Consider the following 17,363-nt stretch of genomic DNA (forward strand, 5'->3'; position numbering starts at 1 on the left):
AGCATCGGGCGGCGCGAAATACGTAAAGAACCCTTATTTTTCGCTCAGCGGCGGAACAAAGGCCACTGCCATGTCCCAGGGCTGTTCGATCCAGGTATCCTGGGGAATATCCACCACATAGTCATCCACCAGCGGCCGGCCGGCGGGTTTGGCGAAGATGGTGACGAAATGGGCTTTGGGATACATGTCGCGGATGGCTTTGGCGGTGCCGCCGGTATCCACCAGATCGTCGATGACGATAAAGCCTTCGCCATCGCCCTCGGCGCGTTTGAGCACGGTCATCGCGCGCTGGTGCTGGTGGTCATAGCTGGAGATGCACACCGTATCCACGTGGCGGATATTTAATTCACGCGCCAGGATGGAAGCGGGAACCAGACCGCCGCGGCTTACCGCGATAATGCCTTTCCACTGCGATGACGGAAGCAGGCGCTGGGCCAGTTTCCGAGCCTGAAGTTGCAACATGTCCCAGGTTACGACGTATTTTTCGCTCATAAATGCTGTCCCAGCCGGATCGGTTCGGCTTAAAAGTACCAGGGGAAAAAAGGTTGCGCGAGATTATAGAGACGCAACCGACGAAATACCAGTGCTACCACCCTTTTTAACCGCAGTTTCACCGCCCGTTACGGTAAAGTGGTATTCTTGAGCCATCTTTGGTGACCCTGCGGCCGGCTGCGCGCCACACTGACTCCCCGGCCCGGGTCTTTTGTCGTTACAGGAGTTTTTATCGTGTCTGAACTGACTCAACTTTCGCCACAGCCCCTATGGCAAATTTTTGACAAAATCTGTTCCATTCCGCATCCCTCATATCATGAAGATGCCCTGGCAGGCCATATAATCCGCTGGGCCCAGGAAAAAGGATTGTTTGCGGAACGGGATCAGGCCGGCAATGTGCTGCTGCGCAAGCCGGCGACCCCCGGTTATGAAAAGCGCCGTCCGGTGGTGTTGCAGGCACATCTGGACATGGTACCGCAAAAAAACAGCGATACCGTGCACGACTTCACTCGCGACCCGATCCAGCCCTATATCGACGGCGATTGGGTAAAAGCCCGCGGCACCACCCTTGGCGCGGACAACGGCATCGGCATGGCCTCGGCATTGGCGGTTCTGGCGGATGACAGCGTGCAGCACGGCCCGCTGGAAGTGCTGCTCACCATGACCGAAGAAACCGGCATGGAGGGCGCCTTCGGTCTGCAGCCGAACTGGCTGCAGGCTGAAATCCTCATTAACACCGATTCCGAGGAAGAGGGCGAAGTCTACATGGGCTGCGCCGGCGGGGTGGATTTCAAAACCGTGCTGCCGCTGGAACGTGAAGCGGTGCCCGCCGGCTACCAGGTTGTCAAGCTCACCCTCAAAGGGCTGAAGGGCGGCCACTCTGGCGTCGATATTCATCTGGGACAGGGCAATGCCAACAAACTGCTGGCCCGCTTTCTGTTCCAGCACGCCAAAAAACTGGATCTCCGCGTACTTGATGTTACCGGCGGCACCCTGCGCAACGCCATACCCCGTGAAGCCTTCGCCACCCTGGCCCTGCCGCAGGAGAATACCGAAAGCCTCAATTCGCTGGCGCAACAGTACCTGGCGGTTATCCAAACGGAGCTGGCGGCCAAGGAAAAGAAACTGGCGATTTCAGTGGAACCGGTGCAATCCGAACTGCAGGCTTTGACCAAAGCCTGCGGCGACAAATTTATCGCCCTGCTGAACGCCACCCCCAACGGCGTGATCCGCATGAGCGACGACGTAAAAGGCGTGGTAGAAACCTCCCTGAACGTCGGCGTGGTGTCCCTGGACGAAAAGACCGCCACCATCCGCTGCCTTATTCGCTCCCTCATCGACAGCGGCAAAGAGAACGTAGTGGAATCCCTGACCGCATTGGGCCAGCTGGCGGGCGCGGAATGCATTGCCAAAGGCAGCTACCCGGGCTGGAAGCCGGACGCCACCTCACCGGTGATGCATCTGGTACGCGAAACCTACCAGAAGCTGTTCAACAAAACGCCGAACATCCAGGTGATCCACGCCGGTCTGGAATGCGGGCTGTTCAAAAAGCCCTACCCTAACATGGACATGGTCTCCATCGGGCCAACCATCACCGGACCGCACTCCCCGGACGAGCAGGTGCATATCAAAAGCGTCGGCCAGTACTGGACCTTATTGACCGCACTGCTTAGGGCCATCCCGGAAAAAGCCTAAACATCAGGGCCCATGGCTCGTTAAGCTCGCTTACACGAATCGTGCAACGGACGTGTTAAAGGGAGACCGTGCCAATGGGGTCGAATCGGGCGTGGTTTTCCCGCCCGACCGAGCGCCCCATGGCACGGTAAGCCCGCTTACACGAATCGCGCAACGGACGTGTTAAAGGGAGACCGTGCCAATGGGGTCGAATCGGGCGTGGTTTTCCCGCCCGACCGAGCGCCCCATGGCACGGTAAGCCCGCTTACACCGAATCGCGCAACGGACGTGTTAAAGGGAGACCGTGCCAATGGGGTCGAATCGGGCGTGGTTTTCCCGCCCGACCGAGCGCCCCATGGCACGGTAAGCCCGCTTACACGAATCGCGCAACGGGCGTGTTAAAGGGAGACCGTGCCAATGGGGTCGAATCGGGCGTGGTTTTCCCGCCCGACCGAGCGCCCCATGGCACGGTAAGCCCGCTTACACCAATCGCGCAACGGACGTGTTAAAGGGAGACCGTGCCAATGGGGTCGAATCGGGCGTGGTTTTCCCGCCCGACCGAGCACCCCATGGCATGGTAGGCCCGCTTACACCAATCGTGCAACGAGCCGCCCAGCAGGGGTTGGGGGAGCGCAGCTCCCCCCTCACAAAAACAAATCATCTTCCCAGTTAAATATCAGCTGCCGCTCAATCTGCGGGTCCAGCAGCGTCACATGCAGCCCCACCAGCCGCACCCCCCGTTCGCCGCGCCGCTGATCCCACGCCTGGCGGGCGATCTCCATCAAATCCACTTTGTTCAGTACCGGCCACACGTGCTCCTGGGTGGTTTGCTGGAAATCGGCGAATTTGAGCTTGATGCCCTGCCGGGCGATGTGCAGATCCGGTCGCACCCGCTCCAACCGGCGCTCAAGCTCCGGGTACAGCGCCTCGATAATCTGTGCGCACGCCGCCCAATCATCAATATCAACCTCAAGGGTGCGCTCCACCCCCACCGATTTACGCATCCGATCGGAGGTCACCTCCCGCTCATCGATACCCAAAGAACGCTCCCAGATCACCCGGCCGAATTTGCCAAACTGCCTGAGCAGCGCCGCCAGATCATAACGCTGTATATCGCCGCAGGTATTAAGGCCCATATCAGCCAGTTTTTTCGCCGTGACTTTGCCCACGCCGGGTATTTTCCCCAAGGGCAACGACTGCAAAAAGGAGGCGACCTGTTCAGGCCTGATAACGTACAGCCCGTCGGGCTTGTTCAAATCGGAGGCGATTTTGGCCAGAAACTTAACCGGCGCCACGCCGGCGGAGGCGGTGAGCCGCAACTCGCGGGCGATGTCGGCGCGGACGGCCTGGGCCATCAGGGTGGCCGAACCGTTGTGATACGCGCTGTCGGTCACATCCAGATAGGCTTCGTCCAGCGACAGCGGCTCGATTAACGGCGTATAACGGCTAAAGATTTCACGGATATGCGCCGATGCTTCTTTATAGGCATTGATGCGCCCCGGCAGCAGTTTAAGATGGGGGCAAAGCTTCATGGCCATGGCGGTGGACATCGCGCTGTGCACGCCGAATACCCGGGCCGGATAGTTGGCGGTGCTGATGACCCCCCGCTTGTCCGCCCTGCCGCCGATGGCGATGGGGATATCGCGCAGGCTCGGATCGTCGCGCATTTCCACTGCCGCGAAGAAGCAATCCATGTCGACATGTATGATTTTGCGCATTTGCCCCCCTTTTAACTGTATGAGTATACAGTAAGTACGCGAATATATACAAAACGTATCTTGATAAAAGTTCGGGCAGTGATATCGTGTCGCTGATTATCTTAAATGTATTATCGTTTTACAGGGTTTGCCGGCAATGATTATTGCAGGTTTGTTATTTATTTTGACTACGCAGGAATGATAATGAGCAAAATCGCACTGCTGTTTGCGATGTTGTTTTGTATACCGGCATTTACATCTGTCAGTTATGCCAGTGAGCAGGCGCAAGTTATTTCAAATGAATTGAAAGCCCAATTACTCGGCTCACCGGTATTTATTCAAATCTTCAAAGAAGAACGAACCCTTGAGCTCTACGCCAAGATAGGCCCGGAGTACCGCTTGATAGGCAGCTACGGCATTTGCAACTTCTCCGGCGGGCTGGGCCCGAAACGGGTGGAAGGCGATTTTAAAAGTCCGGAAGGTTTTTATACTATCGACAGCCGCAATCTGCAGCCCAACAGCCATTATTACCGGGCCATCAATATCGGTTTCCCCAATGCCTACGATCAATCCCGCGGCTATTCCGGCGCCATGCTGATGATTCATGGCGATTGTCGTTCCATCGGCTGTTACGCCATGACCGACAGTTATATTGCTGAAATATACCGCTATGTGGATGCGGCATTACGAAATGGCCAGGATGCGATAAAGATTCATATTTATCCGTTCCGTATGACGCCGGCAAATATGCAGCGTCACCGTTATTCCACCTATTATTCTTTCTGGCAACAGCTGCAGCCCGGCTACGCTTTCTTTGCCGAACATCATCAGCCGGCGGCGGTGGCGGTGGTCAACGGCCAGTATGTGATAGGCACACCGATGCAAATGACCCGCGCGCCCGTGGCGTCACAGCTCGCGCTCACCCAGCCGAAATAATACGCTCTCCCCTGGCGCAACCTTGTGCCAGGTTTCATTCCCCGTCAGCGGTTGGGTGGCGATGACCGTCACCACATCGTCTGGCGTGGTCTGCTGCTGGAAATCAATCTCCACATCCTGATCGATAAGGGTGGCTTTGCCGAACGGCGCCCGCCGGGTGATCCAGTAAAGTTCGCTGGAACAATATCCCATAACGAAACGGCCGTCGGACAGCAGCATATTGAAGATGCCTTTTTGCCGCAGCTCGCCCGCCAGGCTATCGATATAACGGAACACCGACGGCCAATGGCCGGGGGTGTGGGGATAGCGTTCCGCCAGCCGGGCCAGCAGCCAGCAAAACGCATACTCGCTGTCGGTCTGCCCTACCGGCCGATAGGGGCTGGTGTCCAGTTGACGGTATCCCCGCAGCTGGCCGTTGTGGGCAAAAGTCCAATTCCGTCCCCAGAGTTCTCGGGTAAAAGGGTGAGTGTTTTCCAGCGCCACCCGGCCGCGATTGGCCTGGCGGATATGAGAAACCACCGCGCAGGATTTGATGGGATACTCCTGCACCAGCCGGGCGATGGGCGAGCTGATGCTCGGCAACGGATCCTTGAAGGTCCGGCAGCCCAGCCCCTCGTAGAACGTGATGCCCCATCCGTCCTTATGCGGTCCGGTGCGGCCGCCCCGCTGCATTAACCCGGTAAAGCTGAAGCAAATGTCCGTCGGCACATTGGCACTCATCCCGAGCAGTTCACACATGACCCTCTCCTGTTCCGCGCCATCCCGATGGCGGCACGACCTTACCCGGCCGCCATCCCGATTCCGTTACCGCAATACGCTGCTGCCCTCATCCCGATGCCGGAGCGAGGTCACGCCGCCGCATCCATGCCGATGTCGGCGCTGCATTACACCGCCGCAGCCATCTCTTTTTCAATAAGCTGGATCAGAATATGAATCGACTTGATATGGATCTCCTGGATACGATCGGCGTAGCCAAAATGGGGCACGCGAATTTCCACATCGGCGGTGCCGGCCATTTTGCCGCCGTCTTTGCCGGTAAGGGTAATCACTTTCATGCCTTTGGCCCGGGCGGCGTCGACGGCGCGGATGATATTGGCCGAATTGCCGGAGGTGGAGATGCCCAGCAGCACATCGCCCTTATTGCCCAGCGCTTCGATATAACGGGAAAAGACAAAATCATACCCGTAATCGTTGCTGACGCAGGATAAATGGCTGACGTCCGAAATGGCGATGGCCGGATAAGCCGGGCGGTTATCGCGATAGCGGCCGGTAAGCTCCTCGGCGAAATGCATGGCGTCGCAATGGGAACCGCCGTTGCCGCAGGACAGCACTTTGCCGCCGGCTTTAAAGGAATCGGCGATAAGCCTGGCCGCATCCTCAATAGATTGAATATTTTTTTCGTCTTTCAGAAAGTTAGCCAGCGTCAGCGCGGCTTCGTTCAGTTCGCTACGAATCAAATCCTGATACATAAGTCCCTCGGTATAGGCTCGCAAATTCAGAAAATCTTCGGTAAACAGTTTACCGGATTGGCGAAACCGCGAGAAGCGAAGATGGTCCGGGACAATCGAGTAATAGCAGGAAAATCATTATTTGTGAGCCAGATTATCATCACGGGGAAACAGCGTGGAACAATCAGTGCGGGATCGGTGCGGGTAACATGGGATGGATTGCGGTCGAGGTAAGGGGTGCCATGGGACATTCCGCGGCCGGTAAAGCGCGTACCAGGCGAATAGCCCGCTGTCGATAAAGCGCATACCAAGGAGGGGGTCCGCGGTCGATACAGGACATACCAAGCGGATGACGCGCTGCCGGGCTAAGCGGTTGCCAAGAAACAACCACGCGCCGGCAGCGGAACGGGGGTTATTTTACCAGGGCTTCGGTGGAGATAGTTATCACCACGGCATCGCTCACCATGGGGACATATTTATCCAAACCGAATTCCGAGCGTTTGATAGTAGTGGTGGCGTTAAAGCCCACCGCCTGTTTTTTCTCCATCGGATGCTGGCCTATCTTGTTCAGCACCGCATTCAAAATCACCGGCTTGGTAATGTCCTTGATTTTCAGGTCGCCATACACTTTATATTTGTGGGCGCCTTCGCTGATGATTTTTGTGCTGTGGAAGGTGGCCTGGGGATAGGTGGCCTGATCGAAATAATCCTTGCCCTTAAACTCTTCCGTCAGCTTTTGCACATGGGTATCGACGCTGTCGATAGGGATAGTCACGTCCACTTTTGTCTGGGTGATGTGCTTGTCGTCCAGCACGATATTGCCGGTAACATTAGAAAAATCAGCGGTGGGATTGGAAAAGCCGAAATGGTTCCAGGAAAACACCACCGACGTATGAGCGGGATCCATGACAAAGTCTGCGTTTCAGCCCGGGCAAAACCGGACAGCGCGCCAAAGGCGATAACCACCGGGACGGCGATTTTTTACATTAATCTTCGGGATCATAGAGTTCTCATGGGGAAAAAGTTAACAGAATGTCGTGCGTGTTATGATGGCGTTAAAGGAAAAGGAATAATAGACCATATATTTGTATGAGTATTTCAAATGTTTTGATTAACTTATTGAATGATTCCCTTAAGAATTAATCCCACTGGCATTGGAAACAAACTCGGTTAAGTCTTAGCCTAATCAGGCTGACTGAACGAGCTACATTCACTCTAACCGCCTCTCTCTTTGGCTGAAATAACCTTTATTCCCTCCGCTATTCCTTTTCGCCGCCATAAAAATTCTTCGCCGGGCTTATGTTTCGATGTTTGGCGTTTAGCCGTTTACCCATCTAAACGTCCCGATTGTCAATTGTACCCAGCGTGTTATATTGGACTCAAAACCGGCTTCTAAGAGTGGTCGTTAGCCATGAGCAGCACATCCTTCACACCTGAAAGCAAACTTCCGTCGTTGGGCACCACTATTTTTACCCAAATGAGCGCCCTGGCCCAGCAGCATCAAGCCATTAACCTGTCACAGGGTTTCCCGGATTTCTCCGGTCCCGGCTATTTGAAAAAAAGGCTGGCGTACCACGTCGAACAAGGCGCCAACCAATATGCGCCGATGACCGGCGCCGTGGCGCTGCGGGCCGCCATCGCCGATAAAACCGAACAGATTTACGGCTGGCGTCCCGATGCGGACACCGAGATTACCGTCACCGCCGGCGCCACCGAAGCGCTGTTCGCCGCCGTCAGCGCGCTGGTTCGCGCCGGCGATGAGGTCATCTGTTTCGACCCGAGCTACGACAGCTATGCCCCGGCGGTAACCCTGGCGGGCGGCGTCACACGCCACATCGCCCTGCAGCCGCCGTCGTTTCGCGTCGACTGGGAGGTCTTTCGCAATCAATTAACCGATAAAACCCGCCTGGTTATCCTGAACACCCCGCATAATCCTTCCGCCACCGTCTGGCAGCCGGAAGATTTCGTACAGCTGTGGCAGGCCATCGCCGAGCGTGAAATTTACGTGCTCAGCGATGAAGTCTATGAACATATCTGCTTCGCCCCCGGCGGCCATGCCGGCGTGCTGGCCCATCCGCAGCTGCGCCAGCGGGCCATTGCCGTCTCGTCGTTCGGCAAGACCTATCATATGACCGGCTGGAAAATCGGCTACTGCATCGCGCCGCCGGTGCTCAGCGCCGAAGTGCGCAAAATCCACCAATACCTCACCTTTGCGGTGAACACGCCGGCCCAGCTGGCCATCGCCGATATGCTGAACGCCGAACCGCAGCACTGGCAGCAGTTGCCCGACTTCTATCGCGAACGGCGCGATCATCTTACCAACGCATTGGCGCCGAGCCGGTTCAAGGTGCTGCCGTGCCAGGGCACTTACTTCCTGCTGGCGGACTACAGCGCCATATCAGACATGGACGACGTGGCGTTCAGCAAATGGCTGACGGTGGAAGTGGGCGTCGCCGCCATTCCCCTGTCGGTCTTTTGCGCCGATCCTTTCCCGCACAAGCTCATCCGGCTGTGCTTTGCCAAACAGGATGCCACTCTTGACGCCGCCGCGGAGCGCTTATGTCAACTCTGAAAATCACGGTACTGCAACAGCCATTAGCCTGGATGGACGGCGAGGCCAATCTGGCCCATTTCGACGGCCTGCTGGCCACTACCGCCGGACGCGATCTGATAATCCTGCCGGAAATGTTCACCACCGGCTTCGCCATGGAAGCGGCCAATAACGCCCTGCCCCAGGGGCGGGTAGTGGAATGGCTGCATAAGTGGGCGGCATACGCCAAGGCAATGGTGGCCGGCAGCGCCGCCATCAGCACTCCGGACGGCGCGGTAAACCGCTTTTTGCTGGTGGAACCCTCGGGCCAGGTCCATGTCTATGACAAACGGCATCTGTTCCGCATGGCCGAAGAACATCAATATTATCAGGCCGGGCAAAAACGGCTGGTGGTAGAGTGGCGCGGCTGGCGGATCCTGCCCCAGGTATGCTATGACCTGCGCTTCCCGGTATGGTCCCGCAACCGGCAGGACTACGACTTGGCGCTCTATGTCGCCAACTGGCCCGCCCCCCGCGCCGGCCACTGGCAAACCCTGCTGGCGGCCCGCGCCATTGAAAACCAGGCCTACGTGGCCGGCTGCAACCGGGTCGGCACCGACGGCAACGGCCATCACTACAGCGGCGACAGCATGATTATCGACCCGTCCGGCAACATACTGGCGCAGGGTAAACCGCATCAGCCGGCGTGCCTGGAAGCCGAACTATCGCTGGATATCCTGCAACAATACCGCAAGGCGTTCCCCGCCTGGCTGGACGCCGATAATTTTCAATTGGATGCCTAGCCGGCGTCATGCGGCACGGTAAGTCCGCGTTCACCGACGCTGAACCAGGCGTGTTAAAGGGAAACCGCGCCAATGGGGTCGAAGCGGGCGTGGTTTTACCGCCCGCCCGAGCGCTCCATGGCACGGTAAGCCCACTATCACCAAACGTGCAACGAGCCTGTTAAAGGGAGACCGCGCCAATCAGATGTCAGCTCCCCCGATACGTCGACCACCCATACGGGCTCACCAGCAGCGGCAAATGCAGATGCTCATCCCCCTCGGCCAGATAAAAATCAATCACGGCACAGCCATACAGCGTAGAACGGCCGCCGGCGGCAAAATACGCCCCCACCCCGGCGCTCAAGCGATAATGCCCCGGCGGCACGCCCTCAGGCGTCAACCCGTTCAAACGCCCATCGGCGCCGGTGGTGCCGCCGGACAGCCTGACCCAATCGCCATCCCGCTGCAACTCCAGCGCCATCTCCATTCCCGTCGCCGGTTTACCCAGCGAGGTATCCAGCACATGCGAAGTAATGATGCCCATCATAAAACTCCCTGCCGTAAGCGTAAGAGCGCAATCTCCCGCAGTTGATTCGCCGTCTCCCGCTGTTCTTGTTCGACGCTGTTATGCAGCCGCTGCCGCAAACAGGCCAGGATCTCCTCGCCGCTGCGCCCGGCGGCGCGAATCAGGAATATCCGGCCGAATTTAGCCTCGTAGAACCGATTGCCTTCCCTTAACGCCCGTTTCAGTTGCTCATCGCCATCGGTAAACACCGGTTGCTCGCGGCGGGAATATTCGGCGGCGGCGTCGTTATGCTCCCGTGACTCCCCGATGCGCGGATGCTGCATCAACGCCTCATCCACCTGTTCCGCTCCCCACCGCCGGGCGGTTTCATCGGCAAAGGCCAGCAGCTCATCCAGGCCCCTAAAAGGCCGGGCGGCGATGATGGCATCACCCCAGGAGCGCACGGCGGCGCATGCAAGCAACATAGATTTCAAAAGCGCCGCGTCCGCACCATTAAATTCATCAAGCGTCATAAAACAGTCACCCAGGATTTAGCCGCCTTTAAGTGTAAACCGATATCGCCCGTGGCGTCTCTCAGGCTGAGAAGCGCCTCAAAGATCAGCCCGCCTTCAGGCTCGCGCCGATATCCCCCACGGTGCTCGCCAGGGCGCTGACGGCATCAAAATAGGCCCGCAGCGCGACGGCCACGTCCGCTTCCGCCACCAGCTCATCGGGATGATGGCTGACACCCCGGCGGCAGCGGATAAATAGCATCCCCACCGGCCAGCACTCCGCCAACGCAATGGCGTCATGGCCGGCGCCGCTGGGCAAACGCGGGCTGCTGCCCTGTATGCGGCACAGGCTCTCCGCCAGTTTAGCCTGCAGTATGGCATCACAAGGGGTGGCGCCGATATGATAAAACTCTTCCGCGCTAAAGCCGATACCGCGCCGGGAAGCGATGGTGCCGGCCAGGCCGAGCAGCGCGGTAACCAGCCCCTGCAGTTCCTCGCTGTCCGGGCCGCGCACATCCAGCGTCAGTTTCACCTCGCCGGGAATCACGTTCACCGCTCCCGGCAGGCATTGCAAGGTGCCGACGGTGGCCACCATTTGCGGTCCGCGGGCAACGGTGAGATCGTCGATTTGCGCAATCCAGCGCGCGGCGGCGCTCAGCGCGTCTTTACGCAGCGGCATCGGTACCGTGCCGGCATGGCCCGCCACGCCGGCGAACCGGCAATTAAGACGCCGGGCGCCATTGATGGCGGTCACCACTCCCAGCGCCGTTCCCGCCTGCTCCAGGCAGGGACCTTGCTCGATATGCAATTCCAGATAGGCGGCGAAGGCCTTTGCATCCCGCTTGGCCCGGAGGATAAGGGCAGGATCCAGACCGGCCCGGGTCATGGCCTGCGCCACGTCGATACCTTCCTCGTCTTTACGCCCCAGCCAGTCCGGCGGCCAGGTGCCCGTGATCCCCCGGCTGCCCAGCAGGGCTATGCCGAAGCGCGTGCCCTCTTCATCGGCAAACCCGATCACCTCGATGGCCCGGGGCAGGCGCAGTTGCCGCTGATGAAGAAAGTGCACCAGCTCAATGGCGGTCAGCACCCCCAGCATACCGTCATAGCGCCCGGCATTACGCACCGTGTCCAGATGCGATCCCAGCAGGATGGCGGGCAAATCCTCTTGCTGCCCTTCGTAGCGCCCGCAGATATTGCCCACGCTGTCCTGCCAGACCCGCATGCCCGCCGAGCGCATCCATTCACCTACCTGCTTGTTTGCCAACAGATGCTCCCGCGACAGGTAGGTTCGGGTCAGCTGGCCCGGCGTTTCGCTGATGGCGGCCAAAATATCGCAGCGCGCCATGACCCGCCGGGCGGCGTCGGCGGCGAAGGGCTCGGGCATACCATAATCGGTCATGATGGCTGCCCCCTCCGGTAATGATCCCAGGCCGCCAGCAGGCCGGCCCCCCGTGGACCGGCAAAGCCCAGACGATGCAGCACTCCTACCAGGGCGCTAAGGGTTTGCATCACGCAATCCTTGCGCGCGTTATAGCCCATGGTGCCGATACGCCAGATTTTCCCTTTCAGCGGCCCGAACGAGGTGCCGATTTCAATGGCGAAATCATTCAGCATCATCTGCCGCACCTGTTCGCCGTCAAGGCCGGTGGGGATAACCACCCCCAGCACATTATTCATTTTATGGCGCCTGTCGCCGAAGACCTCGAGCCCCATGGCGTCGATACCCGCCAGCATCGCCCCGCCGTGCAGTTTGTGGCGTTCTATGGCCGCATCAAGGCCTTCCTCCAGCAACAGCCGGGCGCATTCGCGGGCGGCGAACAGCATGCTGGTGGCTTCGGTATGGTGATTTAAGCGTTCCGGTCCCCAGTAATCCATGATCATGCCGAGGTCGAAATAGTTGGAATAAATCATCTCATCGTCGCCATCCCGATGCTCGGCGGTGCGAATCCCCTCCTCTACGCATTTACGGCTGCGGATGACTGCTTCGCAGCGGGCGCTGAGGGTGACCGGGGCGCTGCCGGAGGGACCGCCCAGGCATTTCTGCAAACCGGCGGAAACCGCATCCAGGCCCCAGGCATCGCTTTCCAGGGCATTCCCCCCGAGGGATGCGGTGGCGTCGGTGTAAAACAGCGCATCGTAACGGCGGCAGATTTCCCCCAGCTGTTCCAGGGGTTGCAGCATGGTGGTTGAAGTATCCCCCTGCACGGTAAGCAGCACCCGCGGACGTACTCGTTTCACCGCGTCTTCAATCTGGTCGGGGCTGAACACCTCGCCCCAGGGAGCCTCGATGATATGGACCTCGGCGCGGCAGCGCCGGGCAATTTCGCACAGCAGATGGCCGAACCGGCCGAATACCGGCACCAGGACTTTGTCACCGGGGCGGATTACCGACAGCAGCACCGCTTCGATACCGGCGCGTGACGTGCCGTCCACCAGCAGCGTCCAGGGGTTTTCGGTCTTGAACACCCCACGGTACAGCGCCATCACTTCATTCATATAACCGGTCATGGCGGGATCGTATTGTTCCACCAGTTGGCTGGCCATCGCCCGCAGCACCCGCGGATCGGCGTTAATCGGACCCGGCCCCATCAGCAGACGGGAGGGAGGATTGATTTGATCGTACTTTGCGTTATCCAACATGAGTTATCCTTTGATACCACCATTCGTTTTCGTTAGATGACCGATAATCTTCGGATTGCCGCAGGTCGGGCCACGCATCGCCGGGGACCAACATAGAGGAGATGGTCAGGCATTCCCGGTGCCGCGCATCGGGACAATGATCAGGCATCTCCTAAACCGCGCACCGAGGCGATAAACTGTTTCAGCTCCGCCGTTTGCGGCCTGGCGAACAATTGACGGCTTTGCCCCTGCTCCCACACTTTGCCCTGGTGCATAAACACCACCCGATCCCCCACTTCCCGGGCGAAATTCATTTCATGGGTCACAAGTATCAGGGTCATGCCTTCGGCGGCCAATTTCTCCAGCACCTTCAGCACTTCTCCCACCAGCTCGGGATCCAGCGCCGAGGTAATCTCATCGCACAGCAGCACCTTGGGGTCCATCGCCAGCGCGCGGGCAATGGCTACCCTCTGCTGCTGGCCGCCGGACAGGCTCGAGGGATAATAATCCAAACGGTCTCCCAACCCGACCTTATTCAGCATCAGCTCGGCCAGTTCGCGGCATTCCGCCGCTTTTTTCCCCAGCACCCGGCGCGGCGCCAGCATGACATTTTGCAGCGCGGTCATGTGCGGGAACAGATTAAAACTCTGGAAAACCATGCCCACCGAGCGGCTTATTTCCCGTGCTTGTGAATCGCGGTTGGTGACCGTCATGCCCCCCAGCTTGATGCTGCCTTCCTGGTAGCCTTCCAGGCCGTTGATGCAGCGCAGCAGGGTGCTTTTGCCGGAGCCGCTGCGGCCGATGATGGAGACCACCTCCCCCTGGTCGATATCCAGATCGATGCCTTTTAGCACGTGGTTTTGGCCGTAATATTTCTGCACCTGATTAATGGTTATCAGCGGCATGAAGCTTTCTCTCCAGATAGTGGCTGAAGCGGGACAGGGGGTAACACATAATGAAATACCCCAGCGCCACCAGCCCGAAGACTTTAAAGGGCTGGAAGGTGACATTGGACAGCATGGTTCCCGCTTTGGTGAGCTCGACAAAACCGATGATGGAGGCCAGGGCGGTGCCTTTAATGACCTGCACCGAAAAACCCACCGTCGGCGCGATGGCGATGCGCACGGCCTGGGGCGCCATCACCCGCAGCAGGGTCTGGCCGAAGCTCAGGCCCAGACAGCGTGACGCCTCCCATTGTCCTTTAGGCAGGGCGTCGATACTGCCGCCCCAGATATCCACCAGGAACGCGCTGGTGAACAGCGTCAGGGCCAGCGCCGCCGCCAGCCAGGGGCTGACGTCAATGCCGAACAGCGCCAGGCCGAAGAAGGCCAGGAACAGCTGCATCAGCAGCGGCGTGCCCTGAAACAGGTTTGAGTAGGCGCGGATAGCCTGTTTCAGCCAGCGCCGGCGCGACAGGCGCATCAGCATCAGCGGCAACGTTACCAGTCCGCCGCCGACAAAGGCCACCAGGGACAGTAATAAGGTCCAGCGCGCGGCCAGCAGCAGGTTGCGCACGATATCCCAGTCGGTGAACGAGGTCATGACATCCCTCCGCCGAATATCAGGCGGCCGGCCCGCAGCAGAACCTGCCGCATCAGCAGCGACAGCGCCAGATAGATAAGCGTCACCACCAGGTAAACCTCAAAACTCAGGAAGGTGCGCGACTGGATAAGGCTGCCGGCAAAGGTCAGCTCTTCATATGAAACCTGGGAAACCACCGAGGAACCGAGCATCACAATCACACATTGGCTCACCAGGGAGGGATAGATGCGTCCCAACGACGGCGGCAGAACCACCCGCAGAAAAACCTGCCCGCGGGACAGGCCCAGCACCCGGCCTGCTTCCCACTGGCCTTTCGGCGTCACCTGGATGCCGGCGCGGATGATTTCGGTACTGTAGGCGCCAAGGTTCACCAGCATCGCCAGCAGCGCCGCCTCGCCGGCGGTCAGCTTCAATCCCAGCGCCGGCAGGCCGAAGACGATAAAAAACAGTTGCACCACAAAAGGCGTATTGCGGATAAGTTCCACATAAAGGCCCCATACCCGGCCCGGCAGAGCATACCGGCTGCTGCGTACGGCCGCTCCGCAGATGCCGATGGCGATGCCGCCCACGGTGGCGACGGCAGCCAGCATGATGGTCACCCACAGACCGGACAGCAGTTGTGGCAGGTAGGGCCAAAGCGCCGGGAAATTGAGCTGATAGGTCATGGGAGTGGCATCCTCAGGCGCCCAAATCCGCCGGCAGCGGCGCTTTCATCCATTTTTCGGACAGGCTGTTCAGGGTATTGTCCTTTAGCGCTTCGGTGATAAGCGCGTTAACCTTCTCCTTCAGCGCCGGTTCATCCTTGCGCAGGCCGATAAAGCAGGGGGAATCCTTCAGCATGAATTTCGGCACCGGCGCTTTGGCGGGGTTCTGGCGGGCAATGGCGCTCACCACCAGATTGCCGGTGGCCACATACTGCACCTGGCCGGACATATAGGCCGACAGCGTGGTGTTATTATCTTCGTAACGTTTGATCTGCGCATCTTTCGGCGCCAGGTCGGTCAGCACCATATCCTCCACCGCGCCGCGGGTCACCGCTATGGTTTTGCCGCTAAGCTCGGCCGGCGCTTTGAGCCCATCGTCCTTCGGCCCGAATACGCCGAGGAAAAACGGGGCGTAGGCCCGGCTGAAATCGATGGTTTTTTCACGTTCGGCGTTTTTGCCCAAACTGGATATCACCAGATCCACCTTATCCGTTTGCAGGTAAGGCACCCGATTGGCGCTGGTCACCGGCACCAGTTGCAGTTTGAGCTTCATCTTGTCGGCCAGATAATGCGCCATATCGATATCGTAGCCCTCGGCCTGCATGTCTGTGCCGATGGAACCAAAAGGCGGGAAATCCTGCGGGATGGCAACGCGCAATACCCCGCGCTGCTGGATTTGCTGCCACTGATCGGCCATGGCCGCGCCGGCTTGGGTCAGCAACAGGACCGCGCCCGCCAGGGCAATAAGCTGTTTTCTGATGGTCATTCTCGGTTTCCCAGGTGAAATGATGAAACTAATGATTCTACAATCAGTCAGTCTGCAACTAATGTGCCAAATGAAGCCGGAAATTTTCCCCGCGCACGGGCACGGCGTAACTTATTGTTAAACGCGGTCAGTCGGGGTATTCGGGGGTTTTCGCGGGCTGAGGATGTGCTTTTTCAGCGAAGGCCGTATGCACCGCCAGTGGGCAAACGCACCACTCCAGCGCGCCGTTTTATTACGTGCGGCGCTGCTCAAGCTCTTCCAGGGAGCCGTACCAGTCCGCAATGTTATGGATGCGCTGCCGCCCCTGGGCCAGGGTGTCGTGCAACAGCGCATTGCTGATTAAATTCACCAGGCTCATGGCCGACGAATAGGAATCAAACGCCGATACGCTGTCCAGCGGCGTGGCCAAATGCCAACGCGCCAGCGGGATCAGGGCCTGCGCCTGGGGCTCGCTTATCAGCAGCACCGGCACATTATTGTGTTGAAGTTTTGCCAAGAACGGGCGGATTTGCGGGGTACGCCGGCGAAACGCCACCACCACCACCATATCATCGCCGGTGAGATCAATGACCTCTTCCGCCAGGGTTTGTCCCGGCTGGGGCAGCAGGTTAACCTGACTGCGCACTTGCAACAGCTGCTGACGCAGGTGCATCGCCACCGGATAACTGTTGCGCAACCCCACCAGGCACAGTCGCCGGGCGTGGCTCATGGCCTGGATCACCGCGGAAAACTGCGGGCCGTCCATTTGGTTGACCCAGTGGGTCAGATTAGCCATTTCCTGTTTGTAATGCCGCTCCAGCAGCGTATTGCCCAGCACCGCGTCGCGGCGATCCGCCAAGGGCATGCCGCTTTGGCGCAGCGTGCGCAGCTCATCGCGGACCTGGCGGTAACTCTCATATCCCAAACGCCGGAACAGTCTGCTTACCGTCGCCTTGGACACCCCGCTCAGCCTCGCCAGTTCGGCGCTGTTATAGCTGGTCATATCGTCAAAATGATCGGCAATGAACCCGGCTATGCGCTGTTCCTGCGGCGACAAACGGGCATAAGCGTCACGCAGCCGCTCATCAAAAGGCGTCATGTTCCCTGGTTCCCTGTTACTTTCGTTTCAACCTACCCTAGCATATACCCTCCATCTTTCAAGTTGCAGCTGTGCTGG

General features: G+C 58.8%; 18 protein-coding genes. 4 read left to right on the plus strand and 14 right to left on the minus strand.

From position 1 onward, the window contains the following. Window positions 1-33: 33 nt before the first annotated feature. The gene (gene gpt / locus GTU79_RS22065; RefSeq protein ID WP_203524785.1) at window positions 34-492 is read right to left on the minus strand and encodes a xanthine phosphoribosyltransferase; all 459 of its coding nucleotides are present in this window, start codon (window positions 490-492) and stop codon (window positions 34-36) included. Window positions 493-726: 234 nt separating this feature from the next. On the opposite strand from gpt, the gene pepD reads away from it, so the two are divergent. Next, entirely contained in the window at window positions 727-2,187 is a 1,461-nt protein-coding gene (gene pepD, locus GTU79_RS22070) for a beta-Ala-His dipeptidase (RefSeq protein WP_132926296.1), read from the plus strand. Between the two features lie 623 nt (window positions 2,188-2,810). On the opposite strand, the gene dinB is transcribed toward pepD, so the two are convergent. Then, on the minus strand, window positions 2,811-3,884 hold the full coding sequence (gene dinB, locus GTU79_RS22075; RefSeq protein WP_203524786.1) for a DNA polymerase IV: 1,074 nt from the start codon (window positions 3,882-3,884) through the stop codon (window positions 2,811-2,813). 183 nt (window positions 3,885-4,067) lie between these two features. Here dinB and dpaA point away from each other — a divergent pair, with 183 nt between their 5' ends. Continuing rightward, on the plus strand, window positions 4,068-4,799 hold the full coding sequence (gene dpaA / locus GTU79_RS22080) for a peptidoglycan meso-diaminopimelic acid protein amidase (protein WP_203524787.1): 732 nt from the start codon (window positions 4,068-4,070) through the stop codon (window positions 4,797-4,799). Here the strand turns inward: dpaA and GTU79_RS22085 are convergent. From GTU79_RS22085 to GTU79_RS22095, 3 genes are all read right to left on the minus strand, one after another. Continuing rightward, window positions 4,770-5,537: a class II glutamine amidotransferase gene (locus GTU79_RS22085; RefSeq protein WP_203524788.1), complete on the minus strand. Its 768-nt coding sequence runs from the start codon at window positions 5,535-5,537 to the stop codon at window positions 4,770-4,772. The genes dpaA and GTU79_RS22085 overlap by 30 nt on opposite strands. A 146-nt stretch (window positions 5,538-5,683) precedes the next feature. Beyond that, entirely contained in the window at window positions 5,684-6,268 is a 585-nt protein-coding gene (gene lpcA / locus GTU79_RS22090; RefSeq protein WP_132926290.1) for a D-sedoheptulose 7-phosphate isomerase, read from the minus strand. A 391-nt stretch (window positions 6,269-6,659) separates the two neighbouring features. Further along, window positions 6,660-7,154, minus strand: a complete 495-nt coding sequence (locus GTU79_RS22095; RefSeq protein ID WP_214513378.1) for a YceI family protein — start codon at window positions 7,152-7,154, stop codon at window positions 6,660-6,662. Between the two features lie 504 nt (window positions 7,155-7,658). On the opposite strand from GTU79_RS22095, the gene GTU79_RS22100 reads away from it, so the two are divergent. Both GTU79_RS22100 and GTU79_RS22105 read left to right on the plus strand, forming a co-directional pair. Further along, the gene (locus GTU79_RS22100; RefSeq protein ID WP_132926286.1) at window positions 7,659-8,819 is read left to right on the plus strand and encodes a pyridoxal phosphate-dependent aminotransferase; all 1,161 of its coding nucleotides are present in this window, start codon (window positions 7,659-7,661) and stop codon (window positions 8,817-8,819) included. Beyond that, window positions 8,807-9,580 (plus strand): amidohydrolase, encoded by a 774-nt coding sequence (locus tag GTU79_RS22105; RefSeq protein ID WP_203524790.1) that lies wholly within the window; start codon window positions 8,807-8,809, stop codon window positions 9,578-9,580. Before GTU79_RS22100 ends, GTU79_RS22105 begins: the two co-directional genes overlap by 13 nt. A gap of 187 nt (window positions 9,581-9,767) precedes the next feature. On the opposite strand, the gene uraH is transcribed toward GTU79_RS22105, so the two are convergent. The 9 genes from uraH to GTU79_RS22150 form a co-directional block, all read right to left on the minus strand. Continuing rightward, the gene (gene uraH / locus GTU79_RS22110) at window positions 9,768-10,103 is read right to left on the minus strand and encodes a hydroxyisourate hydrolase (RefSeq protein WP_203524840.1); all 336 of its coding nucleotides are present in this window, start codon (window positions 10,101-10,103) and stop codon (window positions 9,768-9,770) included. Further along, the gene (gene uraD, locus GTU79_RS22115; RefSeq protein WP_253073397.1) at window positions 10,103-10,549 is read right to left on the minus strand and encodes a 2-oxo-4-hydroxy-4-carboxy-5-ureidoimidazoline decarboxylase; all 447 of its coding nucleotides are present in this window, start codon (window positions 10,547-10,549) and stop codon (window positions 10,103-10,105) included. Before uraD ends, uraH begins: the two co-directional genes overlap by 1 nt. 133 nt (window positions 10,550-10,682) lie before the next feature. Further along, on the minus strand, window positions 10,683-11,975 hold the full coding sequence (gene hpxK / locus GTU79_RS22120) for an allantoate amidohydrolase (protein ID WP_338091431.1): 1,293 nt from the start codon (window positions 11,973-11,975) through the stop codon (window positions 10,683-10,685). After that, window positions 11,972-13,216: a pyridoxal-phosphate-dependent aminotransferase family protein gene (locus GTU79_RS22125; RefSeq protein WP_214513379.1), complete on the minus strand. Its 1,245-nt coding sequence runs from the start codon at window positions 13,214-13,216 to the stop codon at window positions 11,972-11,974. Before GTU79_RS22125 ends, hpxK begins: the two co-directional genes overlap by 4 nt. Before the next feature lie 140 nt (window positions 13,217-13,356). After that, window positions 13,357-14,100 carry an amino acid ABC transporter ATP-binding protein gene (locus tag GTU79_RS22130; protein WP_132926280.1) on the minus strand — a complete coding sequence of 248 codons (744 nt, stop codon included), beginning with the start codon at window positions 14,098-14,100 and terminating at the stop codon, window positions 13,357-13,359. Next, on the minus strand, window positions 14,081-14,737 hold the full coding sequence (locus tag GTU79_RS22135; protein ID WP_132926278.1) for an amino acid ABC transporter permease: 657 nt from the start codon (window positions 14,735-14,737) through the stop codon (window positions 14,081-14,083). Before GTU79_RS22135 ends, GTU79_RS22130 begins: the two co-directional genes overlap by 20 nt. Beyond that, the gene (locus tag GTU79_RS22140) at window positions 14,734-15,402 is read right to left on the minus strand and encodes an amino acid ABC transporter permease (RefSeq protein WP_203524793.1); all 669 of its coding nucleotides are present in this window, start codon (window positions 15,400-15,402) and stop codon (window positions 14,734-14,736) included. The genes GTU79_RS22135 and GTU79_RS22140 overlap by 4 nt, the downstream gene beginning before the upstream one ends. A gap of 13 nt (window positions 15,403-15,415) precedes the next feature. Then, on the minus strand, window positions 15,416-16,207 hold the full coding sequence (locus tag GTU79_RS22145) for a transporter substrate-binding domain-containing protein (RefSeq protein WP_203524794.1): 792 nt from the start codon (window positions 16,205-16,207) through the stop codon (window positions 15,416-15,418). Window positions 16,208-16,439: 232 nt separating this feature from the next. Beyond that, window positions 16,440-17,285: a MurR/RpiR family transcriptional regulator gene (locus tag GTU79_RS22150; RefSeq protein WP_132926274.1), complete on the minus strand. Its 846-nt coding sequence runs from the start codon at window positions 17,283-17,285 to the stop codon at window positions 16,440-16,442. Window positions 17,286-17,363: the final 78 nt, after the last annotated feature.

This window comes from Sodalis ligni, assembly GCF_016865525.2.
Taxonomy (GTDB): domain Bacteria; phylum Pseudomonadota; class Gammaproteobacteria; order Enterobacterales; family Enterobacteriaceae; genus Acerihabitans; species Acerihabitans ligni.